The organism is Faunimonas sp. B44 (assembly GCF_052655945.1).
Genome location: NZ_JBQYEX010000020.1, coordinates 11,497 through 25,535, shown reverse-complemented (window position 1 = coordinate 25,535; position 14,039 = coordinate 11,497). Strand labels below are relative to the sequence as shown.

Here is a 14,039-nt window from a genome sequence, read left to right as displayed (position 1 = left end):
GTAGGGATGTCTCATGGGATCAGGTCCAGGACCTGGGCCACGAGGAGAACGCCGAGGAATGCCAGACCAGCCGGCCAGTAGACCTCGACGAGACCCATCACGACCTCAGCCGGCATTCGAACCTCCCCACCACCTGGACCACGGCCAGATCGAAGATGTTGCGGTCGTCGTAGTCGTGGGTTGCGATATGGACCGCATCCTCGGCCCCACCGACATAGGTCAGGACGTCCTTGGTCCGCATGTCGACGAGAAACCGCTCGGCCATCTCGAGCTTGTCGATCGCCTCCTCGATCTCGGAGCGAGGAACATCGTCCCCCATGGAAATTCGGCGCAGCAATTCCAGCATCGGAAATCTCCCGATTTAGAAGGCTCTGGAGAGCCAAGGTTGAAAGTTGGTAGGGTGGGACCTAGATAGGGCCTGAAGGCTCGTGTGAGCCTACTGTGTGGCCGGGCGAGGCCATTTCATAGAAACGGGCTCCCGAACCCAACCCCAGTCCCCGCGCAGGCGCTGGTCCTGATCCTGGATTTCGCCTGAGAGCTGGCCCTGCGCCAGCGCCTGGACCACCACCACGAGCAGCGCCAGCGCCTCGGCGGGGTCGCTCGTGTCGAGATCAATCCTGTACATGCTCGACGACCTCCAGCTTCAGATCGGGCAGGCGCGCGCCCAGGCTCAAGGCCAGTCTGGTCGCCTCGTGCTGAACATGGGCGTAGCAGCCCCGGACCTGGCCCAGCGCCTGACCCGTCGACCGGTCCAGCACCCGGAACAGCGCCCCGTCGCGGTCCTGCATCCGGTACATGGCCTGCTTGTTGCGCCGGGCGCGGGGCCTGGTCCGGGCCAGCTCCATGTAGCCGGTCGCCTCGTTCCAGATCCGGCCGCGATTGCGCGCGACCCGCTCGATCGCCTCGGCCACCGCCTCGACCGGGTCCAGCTCGGGCAGCCGCTGCCGGCCCAGCGTCGGGACGTAGTCCTGCAGCGAGACCTGGCGCTGGCGCCGTTCGGGCAGCGCCGGCCCGGGCTTCGGGCGCACCACCTTCGGCACGAAGGCCGGCGGACGGTGCTTGGCGCGGATCTGGTCCGTGCGGGTCATTTGAGCAACTCCTCGATCTCCTCGAGCACGTACTTGAGCTGCGACCCCTCGGGGTCGATCTTCAGCGCGCGATCCCATTTCTGGCCGAACCAGATCGACAAAGCCGGCGTGACCTTGGCCCCGTGCAGAAACTGCAGCCGGCGCAGTTTCTGGTAGGCTTCGGCGATCGGGTCGGGTCGGTCGGTCATTTGCTGGCCTCCAGCACTTTGGATTGCAGGCGCACCTCGGGCGCTTTCGGAAATTCCCCTCGGGGAAGTTTCGAAATCGCGGCAAGCGCGGATCATGGGGAAACCCCTCGACTGACGGACGCACGGGTCCGCCCGTCAGTCGTGGGAGCGGGCAAGGAGGAGGAGGGGTCCCCGAGGGGACCCCTCCCGGTCAGGCCGCCTTGCGGGCGTTCGCGGCCTGCTGGAGGTCGACGAGCCGGGCGTTGACCGCCGCCGCCAGCTTGACGAGCTGGTCGGGGTCCGTCATGGCCGCGACCGTTGCCAGCATGGCCGCGAAGGCGTCGGCCTCGGCGGGCTTGGCCTCGGCCTCGGCCTCGGCCTCGGCGGGCTTGGCCTCGGCCTCGGCCTCCGCTTCGGCGGCCGCATCGTCGGCCTCCGGCGGCAGGTTGTCGGCGGACACGCAATCCGCAACCTTGCGATAGGCCTCAAACGAGGTCTGGCCGAGGTCCTTCATGTGCGCCTCGATCGCCTCGATCACGGCCTCGACCGCCGCATCTATGCCCATCTCGAGGACGTCGACCTTGAGCGGGAGGAGCGACAGCCGCGCCTTGAAAAACTTCATGGCCGTCGCCTTGGCGTTGCGGAACGTGCTCGAGGGCTTGCCGGACCCGAAAACGCTGGTTTCCAGCGTGCTCCACTTCATGCCCTTGACGATTGCGAGGGCGCCGAGGGCACAGTAGGTGATGCCCGCCGACTTCTCAGCCTTGACCATGCGCTCGACGAGCGCCTTCGACGTGAAACCAGCCATTTTTCCGTTCCTTCCGTTTGCTGGAGCCCAGCAGATTTTGCGTTGGGCACACCTTCCCCGTCCGGCGCCGAAGCCCCGCTCGCGTCCAGATATGCCTCGCCCCTCCCGCGCCCGCTCCGGGCTCCGGGTGTCGGCGACCGCCGCCGACAACCCAACAATACCCCACCAGTTGGGTGTGTATACCCCGAAGGAGTACACCTAAATGCTTGTTCGATAAGGGTTTCCCCGGCTAATACTGCCACATTTACTCCAGAAAGATTTTGCACTTTCTGACAAATAGCAAAAGGGCGGGTCCGAAGACCCGCCCTTTACTTTCGTCCTCGGGTCTGGAAGCTGGTCTACCCCAGCCCCTGAGCCCCGACCAGATCCAAAACCCGGATGTTAACTAATGTACGGTGATTGAGTCCGTCACGCTCTGCAGCAGGCTCACGGTCGAGTCCCGCAGCCAGACCCGAGCCCGACCCGAAGCTGCTCGAGCTGGCCGCCACGCTGCCGGGTGCCGCGTATTCATGACCGGCCGCGGCTTCGTCCCTTTCACCAGGCGCGAGCTTTACGACAAGCTCGCCGTCCTGGTCGGCACCGATGCCGAGCTGCCCCAGCCGGACCTCGGCGAGGGAACAGCAGGCGAGGGTGCTGAGCCCGGTGAGACGGCTGAGCCGGGCGAGACCAGCCATGCAACCGCGCGGGTCGGGATCTGCCAGCCGAAGGCCGGGCAGCCGGACGGCACCGGCTCAGTTAAAGAACGCACAGGGAACTTGTCCTCTGCGCCGGTTGACTCCTGGCCGAGATCCGCGTCGGCAGCACCGTCCTGATCGGCGACACCAGGTCGTCCGACGGCTGGTTCGAGGCGACCGTCACATCCATCACGCCGGACGGCCAGGTCCTCACCGCCCGCTGGCGCGACTACCCGAGGGAGCCGCTCGTTACCGCCAAGCTCAGCGCGGTCGCATTGGTCGGGCCTCTCGGCCGCTGACGCTGCCCCTTGTGCCGGACCCCGCCCGCAGGGGCGGGGTCTTCAACCAGCCATTTCGATTCCAGAGGCAATCATGAAAGGACAACCCGCAAAGGTGCTGCTGGCAGGGGACGTGCGTGCGCTCGTCGCTGCCGCCCGACGTAGCCGTCACCCGGATCGCAACGTCGTCATCGTGCTGCTCAGTACGAAGGCCGGACTACCCGCCTGTGAGATCGCTGCGTTGACCTGGCCGATGGTGCTGGATGCGGGCGGCGAGGTCGCGTCGATGATCGAGATCCCCGCTGCCGCCAAGAAGGGCAGTGGCCGCCGCATCCCTATGCACCCAATGCTGAAAGCCGCGCTGAAGCGGCTGCAGGCCGAGACTGCAGCGACTGAAGGTCCCGTCGTCTGCTCGGAACGGGGCGGGCCGATGACGGCGAAAAGCGTTGTGAACTGGTTCACCGGCACCTTCGATGCGCTTGGGCTGGACGGCTGCTCTTCGCATTCCGGCCGCCGCACCTTCATCACGGAAGCCGCCCGGCTCGTCCATTGTGCCGGAGGCTCATTGCTCGACGTGTAGCTGCTCGCCGGTCACCGTACGATCCAGACCACCGAAGGCTATATCGAAGGTGAAGCCGACGCCCAGCGGCGCCTCGTTCGCATGATGTGAGCAGCGCGGACAGACCAGACCGCACTGCACTGCCGCCCCTAATCAAGCCGAGCCTGGTCAGATGAAGTCGAAGGCGTCGATCAGCGCATGGTTCACGTTCAGGAAGGTGATCGTGTTGTTGCTCACGCCGTCGAAATAGGTGAGGACCGTATCCGCACCGACTTGCGCCTCAGTGAAACTCGCGAAGCTGAGTCCTGCTGCGCTCACGTTCAGGTTGTCGAGCCCGTCCTGCCAGTCCGTAATGATGTCGTTGCCGAAGCTCTTCAGCCCGAAGTAGAAGATGTCGGCTCCGGCACCGCCGGAAATTTCATCGTTGCCTCGGCCGCCGTCGAGCGTATCGGCACCTCCTCCGCCAGATAGATTGTCATCGCCGTTCCGCCCGCTGAGCGTGTCGCTCCCGGCTCCGCCCTCGATGCTGTTGGCTAAACCGTTGCCGAACAGGGCGTCGGCGAACCGGGACCCGGTCAGGTTCTGGATTGCCGTGAGAGTGTCGAATCCCGCTCCAACGGTGTCTTGTGCGCCCACCACCGTAAGGTCGACTGCCACACCGGCGATGGCCGTCACATAGGAGGCCGTATCGGTTCCGGCGCCGCCATGCAGCACATCGTTACCATTGCCGCCTTCAAGGATGTCATCGCCGGCATTTCCGAAAAGGCTGTCATCGCCGTTCCGGCCAATTAGGCTATCGTCACCTTTGCCGCCCGTTAGCAAATTGGCCTGACCGTTGCCGAGCAGCGTGTCGTCGAACCTGGATCCGGTGAGGTTCTCGATCGAGATTAGCGTATCGGTTCCGGCACTGCCGGTGCTCTGCGCCGATGCGAGGTCGACAGTCACACTTGCTGTCGCCGTTGCATAGGAGGCGGTATCGCTTCCGCCGCCGCCATGCAGCACGTCGTTGCCATTGCCACCCTCGAGAGTGTCATCGCCGGCTCCACCAATGAGGTCATCATTGCCGTTCCGGCCGCTGAGCATGTCATTACCGTTCCCACCCCGGAGCACGTTGGCCTGACCGTTGCCGAGGAGCGTGTCATCGAACCTGGATCCAAGCAGGTTTTCGATCGCGGTGAGGGTGTCGATCCCCCCTCCGTCGGTGTTCTGGGGCCCAGCAAACGCAAGGTCGATCGTTACCCCGGCTGTCGCCGAAGCATATCTGACCTCGTCGATGCCGGCGCCGCCGTGGAGGGTGTCATCGCCGGCACCGCCGTCCAGGATGTCATTGCCGGCGTCACCGAAGAGGCTGTCGTCTCCATTTGCACCGAGCAGCGTGTCGTCGCCGTTGTGGCCCCTGATGACATTGGCGTGTCCGTTGCCAACCAACGTATCCCCGAATTTGGAACCGGTGAGGTTTTCTATCGAGATCAACGTGTCGTAGGATGCGTCGCCTCCGGACGCCGTCTTGTTCCAGAGCGCCACCGCGACACCGGCAGCCGAGCTCACATAACTTGCAGTGTCGGTGCCATCGCCGCCGTCAAGAATGTCGGCGCCGGCTCCGCCCATAAGCGTGTCATCCCCAGATCCCCCGTACAGCCTGTCATCGCCGCCCAGGCCTTCGAGCAGATCATCTCCAGCGAGACCTTCGAGCAGATTGGCGGACTGATTCCCCGTCAACTGGTTGGCAAGGTCATTTCCGCGCCCGTCAATCAACGCAACGCCGGTCAGCCTGAGATTCTCAACGTTATCAGGAGTAGAATAGGAAAAACCGACAAGGACAAGGTCTATACCCTCATCCGGCGACTCAATCACTACATCGCCAACGCTGTCCACGTAGTACGTATCATTTCCGAGCCCCCCAAACATGGCATCTGAACCTGCACCCCCATGGAGGACATCATCGCCAGACTCGCCATAAAGTTCATCGCTGCCGTGCCCGCCGTAAATCTTATCGTCGCCACCTCGACCATGAACAACATCGCTGCCGTGGCCGGCATAGATTACATCATGGCCGTCAAACTGTGTTTCAAACGACAAATCACCGATAATCGTATCATTACCAGCCCCGGCGTAGATAAAATCATCTCCAAAACCGCCACTTATATCATCATCTCCGCCTCCTGTATCGATATGATCGCCTCCTCCTCCTGACTGCACCCAATCGTTACCGTCAAGAGTGTAGATAAAATCATCACCACTCCAGGTAGAGACACTGAAGTGTTCCACTTCTGTGAAACGGGCGCCGTCAGATGAAGAACCAAAGCCAGTGTCATCGGGGCGTGCATCAAAGACAATTGATGTCGTCCCTAAATCAGTGCGTTGGTACCAAAGCGTGTCCTGTCCTCCGCCACCATATATCGTATCACTCCCAGGGTTCTCACCGTTGTGGTTGTTGAAGAAAATCGTATCGGTGCCGTCGCTGCCAAAAATCGTGTCATTACCGGAGTTGCCATTCAATCTGTTAGACGAAGTAGCAGTAGCGATCAAAATATCGTCTCCGCCGCCGCCTTGCAGGTCATTGTACATTCCGGAATTGCCGGTAATCACATTTGCAAACGCATTTCCCTTTCCGTCGATCGAACCCGCGCCAACCAGCGTCAAGTTCTCCACGTCGCCGCCGAGCGTATAGCTGATTGCCGAGTATACGGTGTCAGTGCCGGCACCAGCCTCCTCAACGACCGAATCGCCAGCGTGATCGACGAAGTAAACGTCATTTCCATCTCCGCCCTCCATAACGTCGGCACCAGCGCCGCCGTCGAGCGTGTCGTCCCCACCGTTCCCGATCAGCCGGTCGTTACCACCGCCGCCCACCAGGGTATTTGCCTGGCTGTTCCCGGTGATCTCGTTGCGAAGCGCGTTTCCTGTTCCATTCGTCGCGTCCGTCCCGGTCAAAACAAGATTCTCAACATTGGCTGGAAGGGTGTAGCTCACCGAGGCGAATACGGTATCGAGGCCACCATTCGGTTCTTCGATGATCACGTCATCAGGATGATCAACGAAATATGTGTCATCACCCTCGCCACCAGTCATGACGTCCGCACCCGCGCCTCCGTCCAGGGTATTTGCGCCAGCGTTCCCCACCAGCACATTGTCGAGGCCATTTCCCGTGATGGACGCATCCGCAGTACCCACTAAACGTCCTTCCCTTATGATCTCGGGCGGGAGGGCAACATCGACGAACGAGAACAGGCTGGTCGGCAGAGTAAGGGCGGGAGTTAAGGAGATCACAGAGGGATCAACATAATTATCGACCCCTAAGTCGTCGCTGCGATCAAAAATAGTCGCAGAGATCAGATCCAAAGACTGAGTACCGAAATAGTTTCCTGTCCCGTCCACACTTCCGCCATAGGTCAAACGCAGTGAAAGCAACTCGGGGGAGAGAAACGCATTGTTGGTGAGCGAGACCGCAGGGCCGTATGACGCCCAGACTTCAACTGCAGGAATCCCATAGATAGATTTCTGATTCCATACGACATTCTCGTTGAACGAAAACGTAGCCGAGCTAGTGCCAACGCTCACGCCAAACGAATTGATAAAGATAGACGAGTTTATTGACGAGTCACCGCTCGGGTACCACGCATACGAGTAGTAATCTGTGTTAGATATGACGCTGTTTGTGACGTCAAATGAGCCTGATCCGGTGCCTCCAGGGCTGAGGAATGATCCTCCATTTAGTTGCACGAAGTCGAGCGTGATTTGGCCTTGAGTGCCGCCTGACGCATTAAGCTTAAGGTTCACGTTTTCGAGCAGGATTGGATTCGCCGCCGTCCCGTTCGCTTCGAGTGCACCGAATGCAGTTATTCTATGCTGCTGCCCTGAAACCTCCGCACCGGGTTCAATGGTCAAAGTCACGCCTGGTGCAATCTGGATATCGTCAGTGAGGATGATCGTAGAGCCGGCATTCCAGGTCGTGTTCTCAGAGATGATGATCGTCATGCCAACTCCAGGCGATGCTCTCGCGCCGAGCGGAAAGTCGCGGCGCTTCGATTGGGCTCATAGGTGAATTGCCAGACGGCAGGACCGTCATGCACGCGAGTGCACAACCGGCGTACCATTCACGATTGCACCAGGCGCAGTACGCCGTCAATCATATGAGAGTCGAATTCGCATGATTGCGGCGCGTGACGGTGACTTGGCCTGATGCAACGACTTTCTGGCAGGTCCACCTCGGCGCCAGCTTAACCCTCGTTGGCTTGCCTCGTGGCATTTCGGCGCTTTCGCCACGAGTTGAGTCGCGAGAGGCGGCTGCTCGGTGTGCCTGCGCCGCAATCCAGATTTCCAGTTCCGATCGTTGTCATGCTGTAAATCGCACTTCACCTCAGGGCTGTAGCGAGTCATGCTAACGCCACTGAGGGATGCGGCAACGAGTTTCGAATCATGGTCACGAATGACGTCGCGAAGCGGCTATGGGCTGCAGCTGATCAGCTTTGGGCGAATACGGGTCTGAAGCCGTCGCAATTCTCGGCGCCGGTGCTCGGCCTCATATTCCTGCGCTATGCGGAGAGCCGGTTTGCGAAGGCGGAGGCCGAGATCGGGCCAGTCGGTTCCGGCAATCGGCGGAAGATCGGCAAGGCGGACTACGTCGCGAAAGGCGTCATCTTCCTGCGGCCGGAGGCGCGGTTCTCCCACCTGCAGAGCCTGCCGTCCGCTGAGAACATCGGGCAGGCGATCAACGCCGCGATGGACGCCATCGAGGATGAGAACGACGATCTCGCCGGAGCGCTGCCGAAGAACTACACGCAGATCGAGAACTGGGTCCTCATCGACCTGTTGCGCCTCCTCGCCCCGGTCGAGCTGACCGGCGACGCCTTCGGCAAGGTCTACGAGTATTTTCTCGGCGAGTTCGCCCTGAAGGAAGGCCAGAAGGGCGGCGTGTTCTACACGCCGGAATCCATCGTTAGGCTGATCGTCGAGATCATCGAGCCCTATTACGGCGAGATCTTCGATCCTGCCTGCGGCTCCGGCGGCATGTTCGTGCAGTCGGCCGAGTTCGTGAAGCGGCACAACGAGACGGCGAACGAGAGGATCTCGATTTTTGGCGTCGAGAAGGACCAGACGACCGTCAACCTCAACAAGATGAACCTCGCGGTGCACGGCCTGTCTGGTCGGGTCGTGGTGGCGAATAGCTATTACGAGGACCCGCACAAAGCAGTGGGCCGGAAGGGCGGCCGGTTCGATTTCGTGATGGCCAATCCGCCCTTCAACGTCTCGGGCGTGGACAAGACGCGGCTGGCGAAGGATCCGCGCTTTCCGTTCGGCATGCCGAAGCCTGACAACGCGAACTACCTCTGGATCCAGCTCTTCCACTCGGCGCTGAACGAGACCGGCCGGGCCGGCTTCGTGATGGCGAACTCGGCCGGCGACGCGCGCGGCTCCGAGCTCGAGATCCGCAGGAAGTTGATCGACAGTGGCGCGGTCGACGTGATCGTCTCAATCGGCCCCAACTTCTTCTACACGGTCACGCTGCCTTGCACGCTGTGGTTCTTCGACCGTGCCAAGGCGCAGACGGCGCGGTGCGACGAGGTGCTCTTCATCGACGCGCGCTCGATCTACCGTCAGATCGATCGGGCGCATCGGGACTTCACGGCGGCACAGCTAGAGTTCCTGGCCAACATCGTACGCCAGTGGCGCGGCGAGCAGCCGGAGCTGATCTTCGGCGCCGAGAAACTGATGCGCGAGCACGGCCTGTGGAAGGGCTATGTCGACGTCGCCGGCCTCTGCAAGGTCGCGAGCCGAGCGGAGATCGAGGCTCAGGGCCACAGCCTAAACCCGGGGCGCTACGTCGGAACGACGAGCCGTGCCGATGATGACGTGGACTTCGCCGAGCGGTTCGAGGCGCTGAACGAGGAGCTTGTGCAGCTCACGCTCGAGGCGCGAGGGCTGGAGGAGGAGATCGAAAGGAATGCGGCGGGGGTTCTGGGGGCGGCACAGTGAGGTTTCCTGCTGAGACGATCGGAGAGCTTAAGGCAAGCGGCGCAATCGTCGGGCACCGGGACGGCAACCACGGTGAAAAGCATCCGAAATCTGCAGAGTTCGTGGGTGATGGGTTGCCGTTTCTCATGGCGTCCGACTTCGAGCCGGATGGTCGGATCAACTTCGAAAAATGCGCTCGACTCACGACCGAGCGTGCATTCAACCTTCGCCTCCCACCAAGCCAAGCAGGTGATGTGCTCTTGACGCACAAAGGGTCGGTTGGCCGGGTTGCTCGCCTTCCGTCCGATGTTCCGGTCGCCGTCCTTTCACCGCAAGTGACGTTTTTCCGCCTCCGACCAGACCGGCTCGATCCTGGCTACTTCGTACAGGCGCTACGCGACAGTCACTTCCAAGCTCAGCTTGAGACGCGTGGCGTTGGCACCACTCGGCAGTACATCAGCCTTTCTGCGCAGGAGCAGCTCGCGGTCCCGGTGCCGCCTATCCAGGTCCAGCACCGGATTGCCGGGATCCTCTCGGCCTATGACGACCTGATCGAGAACAACACGCGGCGGATTGCGATTTTGGAGGAGATGGCCCGCCGGCTCTACGAGGAGTGGTTCGTCCACTTCCGCTTCCCTGGCCATGAGGAGGCGACGTTTGTCGAGACCGCTCACGGTCGGCTACCCGAACAATGGGAGCACAAACCGTTCTCGGCTATCGCCGACTTCGTCAATGGGTACGCCTTCAAACCTTCGGATTGGGGCGAGATCGGTGATCCGATTATCAAGATTAGGGAGCTGAAGGCGGGCGTAAAGTCAGACACTCCCCGCTACGCGCGTAACCTGCCTGAGAAATTTCGGATCCGCGACGGCGACTTGCTGTTTTCATGGTCTGCCGATCTTGAGGCGTACCTCTGGCAAGAAGGGGATGCTTGGCTCAACCAGCATCTTTTCCATGTTCAGCCACGCGACGGCTTGCCGACCTCCTACGTGTTTTTAACTCTAAGAACCCAGATGGGGCAGTTCCGAGTGAGAAGCGCGGGAACGACCATGCGGCACATCAAACGCTCCGCGCTCGATGAAGTGCAGGCGGTCGTTGCGGATCGAGGGCTAATGGAGGAATTCGACACGACGGCAAGCGCGCTGCTCAATCTCGGTCTCAATCTCAAGAAGGAATGTAAGAACCTCCGCGCCCAGCGCGACCTCCTGCTCCCCAAGCTCGTCTCTGGCGAGATCGACGTATCGGCCGCCGAAGAGGCGGTCCCCGTCGCCGCCGAATAGCCCGAAGCCACGCCGAGCCCATGGCCGACCTGTCCCCAGATCAAACGAGACCGGGCTATCGCGGCTTCCGGGAGGACGCCGTCGTCGAGCTGCCCGCGCTCGCCCTGATGGGGACGCTCGGTTGGGAGACCGCCGACCTCACCGCCGAATGGTCCGGCGGCCCCTCCACGGCCGGACGCCGGAGCAAGAAACAAGCTTTCCTGCCGCCGCGCCTCGAGGCCGCCATCCGCCGGCTCAACCCGGACCTGCCGGACGAGGTTGTCGACGAAGTGGTGAACGAGCTGACGCGCGACCGAACGAAGCTCGTCCCGGCAACCGCGAACCAAGAGGTTTGCGCGCTCCTGAAGGAGGGTGTGAAGGTTGAGGTGCGCGATGCCTTCGGCCGCCTGCGCACCGTGACGGCCCGCGTGATCGACTGGCAGAACCCGGAGGCGAACGATTTCCTGGCCGCCCGCCAGTTCACGCAGCAGGGCGAAATCTACAATACCCGGCTCGACCTCGTCGGCTTCGTCAACGGGCTGCCTCTCGTTGTCTTCGAGTTTAAGCGACCGGCGGAGCCGCTTCGCTCTGCGCTCGACGACAACATCCGGCACTACCGTGAAGCCGTCCCGCAGCTCTTTCCGTTTAACGCCTTCGTCGTCGTCTCCAACGGTTCCGAGGCGAAGCTCGGCAGCTTCGCGGCACCATGGGAGCACTTCTTCAACTGGAAACGGGTCGACGATGAGACCGAGACTGGCTCGGTGCGCCAGGCTACGCTGATCGCGGGCACATGCGAGAAGGCACGCCTGCTCGACATCGTCGAGAACTTCACCGTTTTCGAGAAGGAGAAGGGCGGGCTCGTCAAGAAGATTGGCAAGAACCACCAGGTGCTCGGCGTCAACAGGGCGATCGCCGCTCTCTCGGACGTGCAGCAGCGCGCCGACGGCGAGGCCGGGCGGCTCGGCGTGTTCTGGCATACGCAGGGCAGCGGCAAGTCGCTCTCGATGGTGTTTTTCTGCCAAAAGATTTTGCGCAAGGTGGCCGGCAGCTGGACCTTCGTGATCGTGACGGATCGGCAGGAGCTCGACACCCAGATCTACCGCACCTTCGCGGCAACGGACGCTGTGAAGGACAACCACATGGTCGCGACCAGCGCCGAGCATCTGAAGGCGCTCCTGAAACTCAACCACCGCTACGTCTTTACGCTGATCCAGAAGTTCCAGGCCGAGCGCGGGGAGACCTACCCGAAGCTCTCCGACCGGCGCGATGTCATCGTCATCACCGACGAGGCGCATCGCAGCCAGTACGACATTCTCGCCCTGAACATGCGTAACGCACTGCCGCAGGCCGCCTTCATCGGCTTTACGGGCACGCCGCTGATCGCCGGGGAGGAGCGCACGAGGGAGGTGTTCGGCGACTACGTCTCGATCTACGACTTCGGCCGTTCCATCGCAGATGGGGCGACGGTGCCGCTCTATTACGAGAACCGCATCCCGGAGCTGCAGATCGACAATGACGAGTTCGCGGAGGAACTCGCCGAGATCGTCGATGATGCCGGACTTGACGAGGCGCAGGAGGAGAAGCTCCGGCGTCAGTTCGCGCGGCAGTATCACCTCGTCGTGCGCGAGGAGCGGCTGGACGGGATCGCGAAGGACCTCGTCCAGCATTTTATGGGTCGCGGTTTTCGCGGCAAGGCGATGTTCGTCGCGATCGACAAGGCCACCGCCGTCCGGATGTACGACAAGGTCCGCGCGGAATGGAGTGCCGAGATTCGCCGGCGGACGAGCGGGCTCGATGCGCTCGAGGACGAGGAGCGGAACACGGCGGAGGCGAAGCTCGCCGACATGAAGGCTCTCGACATGGCGGTGGTGGTATCGGAGGGCCAGAACGAGGTGGCGCAGCTCGCCGAGCTGGGGCTCGACATTGTCCCCCACCGCAAGCGGATGAAGACGGAAAACCTCGACGAGAAGTTCAAGGACGAGAAGGATCCGCTGCGGCTCGTTTTCGTGTGCGCGATGTGGATCACGGGCTTCGACGTGCCGTCGTGCTCGACGATCTACCTGGACAAGCCGCTCAAGAACCACACGCTGATGCAGACGATCGCGCGCGCCAACCGCGTCTTCCCGGGCAAGGCGGCAGGCCTGATCGTCGACTATTTCGGCGTCTTCCGTAACCTGCAGGACGCGCTCGCGATCTACGGCGGCGGTTCGGGCGCCTCATCGCCGATCGAAGAGAAGGCGGCGCTGGTCGAGCACCTCCAGCGGCTCGTCGCGGAGGCAAAGGCGTTCTGCTCGCGCCACGCCATCGACATCGATGCCATCAAGGCGCTCCCGACTTGGGCCGAGAAGAGCGATCCAGTGGACGATGCAGTCGAGGCGCTGCTCGAGACGTCGGACGTCAAGAAGGCATATCTGACCGCGTCCCGCAATGTCGGCCGGCTCTACAAGGCGGTCCTTCCGGATCCGGCTGCGAACCAGGTTACGCCTGAGGTCGTCATCCTTGCGGAAATCGCGAACCGCATTCGCGCGAAAACCGATCCGGTGGACATATCCGAGGTCATGCGGGATGTCGGGGCGCTGCTTGATCGCTCAATCGCGCCGGTTCCCTATGTGCTTCCGCCGGAAGAGGCGGAGGCGGAGCTCTTCGACCTCAACCGGATCGATTTCACCAAGCTGAAGGAGCAGTTCGAGAAGGGCCGCAAGCGGACGGAAGCCGAGCGGCTGCGTGCGCTCCTCGCGCTGAAGCTTGACTCGATGGTGAAGCAGAACCCGACGCGGCGGGAGATGCTCGAACGCTTCCAGGACCTCATTACGCGTTACAACGAGGGTAGCCTCAACATCGAGGCCTTCTTCGCCGAGCTCGTGAAGATGACGGCCGAAGCAAGCGCGGAAGAGCAGAGAGCCGCAAGGGAGGGGCTTTCTCAGGAGGAGCAGGCGGTCTTCGACATCCTGACGCGTCCAGGGCCCGACCTGACCGAGACCGAGCGCGCCCGCGTGAAGAAGGTCTGCAAGGAGCTGCTTCAGTCACTTCAGCGCGATAAGCTCGTCCCGAATTGGCGGCTGAAGCCCCAGTCCCGCGGCCAGGTCGAAGTGGCAATCAAGCAGATCTTCGACGACGGCTTGCCTGATGCCTACGACCAGAGGACGTATGAGGCCAAAGTGGCGGATACGTTCCACTATGTCTTCGAACGGTATGACGGTGACGTTCGCGACGGCCTGCAATAGGCAGTCGGCATGCTCCTCCGCCTGACC

The 14,039-nt window shown here is 61.9% G+C and carries 11 protein-coding genes; 4 read left to right on the top strand and 7 right to left on the bottom strand.

What is annotated here, in order from left to right; genetic code table 11:
* Positions 1-97 precede the first annotated feature (97 nt).
* The 6 genes from ACUN0C_RS18665 to ACUN0C_RS18640 form a co-directional block, all read right to left on the bottom strand.
* Complete coding sequence (locus tag ACUN0C_RS18665) at positions 98-346, bottom strand: hypothetical protein (RefSeq protein ID WP_445467918.1); 249 nt, start codon at positions 344-346, stop codon at positions 98-100.
* A gap of 90 nt (positions 347-436) precedes the next feature.
* Complete coding sequence (locus ACUN0C_RS18660; RefSeq protein ID WP_445467917.1) at positions 437-625, bottom strand: hypothetical protein; 189 nt, start codon at positions 623-625, stop codon at positions 437-439.
* Positions 612-1,088: a hypothetical protein gene (locus ACUN0C_RS18655; protein WP_445467916.1), complete on the bottom strand. Its 477-nt coding sequence runs from the start codon at positions 1,086-1,088 to the stop codon at positions 612-614. The genes ACUN0C_RS18660 and ACUN0C_RS18655 overlap by 14 nt, the downstream gene beginning before the upstream one ends.
* Entirely contained in the window at positions 1,085-1,276 is a 192-nt protein-coding gene (locus ACUN0C_RS18650) for a hypothetical protein (protein ID WP_445467915.1), read from the bottom strand. Before ACUN0C_RS18650 ends, ACUN0C_RS18655 begins: the two co-directional genes overlap by 4 nt.
* Positions 1,277-1,466: 190 nt before the next feature.
* Complete coding sequence (locus ACUN0C_RS18645; protein WP_445467914.1) at positions 1,467-2,063, bottom strand: hypothetical protein; 597 nt, start codon at positions 2,061-2,063, stop codon at positions 1,467-1,469.
* Positions 2,064-2,401: 338 nt separating this feature from the next.
* Complete coding sequence (locus ACUN0C_RS18640; RefSeq protein WP_445467913.1) at positions 2,402-2,737, bottom strand: hypothetical protein; 336 nt, start codon at positions 2,735-2,737, stop codon at positions 2,402-2,404.
* A gap of 372 nt (positions 2,738-3,109) precedes the next feature.
* Here ACUN0C_RS18640 and ACUN0C_RS18635 point away from each other — a divergent pair, with 372 nt between their 5' ends.
* Positions 3,110-3,595, top strand: coding sequence for a tyrosine-type recombinase/integrase (locus ACUN0C_RS18635; protein ID WP_445467912.1), 486 nt, complete (start codon positions 3,110-3,112; stop codon positions 3,593-3,595).
* 147 nt (positions 3,596-3,742) lie between these two features.
* Here the strand turns inward: ACUN0C_RS18635 and ACUN0C_RS18630 are convergent, their stop codons facing one another.
* Entirely contained in the window at positions 3,743-7,552 is a 3,810-nt protein-coding gene (locus ACUN0C_RS18630; RefSeq protein ID WP_445467911.1) for a beta strand repeat-containing protein, read from the bottom strand.
* 441 nt (positions 7,553-7,993) lie between these two features.
* Here ACUN0C_RS18630 and ACUN0C_RS18625 point away from each other — a divergent pair, with 441 nt between their 5' ends.
* From ACUN0C_RS18625 to ACUN0C_RS18615, 3 genes are all read left to right on the top strand, one after another.
* Complete coding sequence (locus ACUN0C_RS18625) at positions 7,994-9,550, top strand: type I restriction-modification system subunit M (RefSeq protein ID WP_445467910.1); 1,557 nt, start codon at positions 7,994-7,996, stop codon at positions 9,548-9,550.
* 101 nt (positions 9,551-9,651) lie between these two features.
* A complete protein-coding gene (locus tag ACUN0C_RS18620; RefSeq protein ID WP_445467909.1) occupies positions 9,652-10,809 on the top strand; it encodes a restriction endonuclease subunit S in 1,158 nt (385 codons plus the stop codon).
* A gap of 20 nt (positions 10,810-10,829) precedes the next feature.
* Complete coding sequence (locus ACUN0C_RS18615) at positions 10,830-14,012, top strand: type I restriction endonuclease subunit R (RefSeq protein ID WP_445467908.1); 3,183 nt, start codon at positions 10,830-10,832, stop codon at positions 14,010-14,012.
* Positions 14,013-14,039 lie beyond the last annotated feature (27 nt).

Coding starts and splice junctions, on each gene's coding strand:
- ACUN0C_RS18665 (WP_445467918.1), bottom strand. CDS start 346: ATGCTGGAATTGCTGCGCCGAATTTCCATGGGGGACGATGTTCCTCGC.
- ACUN0C_RS18660 (WP_445467917.1), bottom strand. CDS start 625: ATGTACAGGATTGATCTCGACACGAGCGACCCCGCCGAGGCGCTGGCG.
- ACUN0C_RS18655 (WP_445467916.1), bottom strand. CDS start 1,088: ATGACCCGCACGGACCAGATCCGCGCCAAGCACCGTCCGCCGGCCTTC.
- ACUN0C_RS18650 (WP_445467915.1), bottom strand. CDS start 1,276: ATGACCGACCGACCCGACCCGATCGCCGAAGCCTACCAGAAACTGCGC.
- ACUN0C_RS18645 (WP_445467914.1), bottom strand. CDS start 2,063: ATGGCTGGTTTCACGTCGAAGGCGCTCGTCGAGCGCATGGTCAAGGCT.
- ACUN0C_RS18640 (WP_445467913.1), bottom strand. CDS start 2,737: ATGGCTGGTCTCGCCCGGCTCAGCCGTCTCACCGGGCTCAGCACCCTC.
- ACUN0C_RS18635 (WP_445467912.1), top strand. CDS start 3,110: ATGAAAGGACAACCCGCAAAGGTGCTGCTGGCAGGGGACGTGCGTGCG.
- ACUN0C_RS18630 (WP_445467911.1), bottom strand. CDS start 7,552: ATGACGATCATCATCTCTGAGAACACGACCTGGAATGCCGGCTCTACG.
- ACUN0C_RS18625 (WP_445467910.1), top strand. CDS start 7,994: ATGGTCACGAATGACGTCGCGAAGCGGCTATGGGCTGCAGCTGATCAG.
- ACUN0C_RS18615 (WP_445467908.1), top strand. CDS start 10,830: ATGGCCGACCTGTCCCCAGATCAAACGAGACCGGGCTATCGCGGCTTC.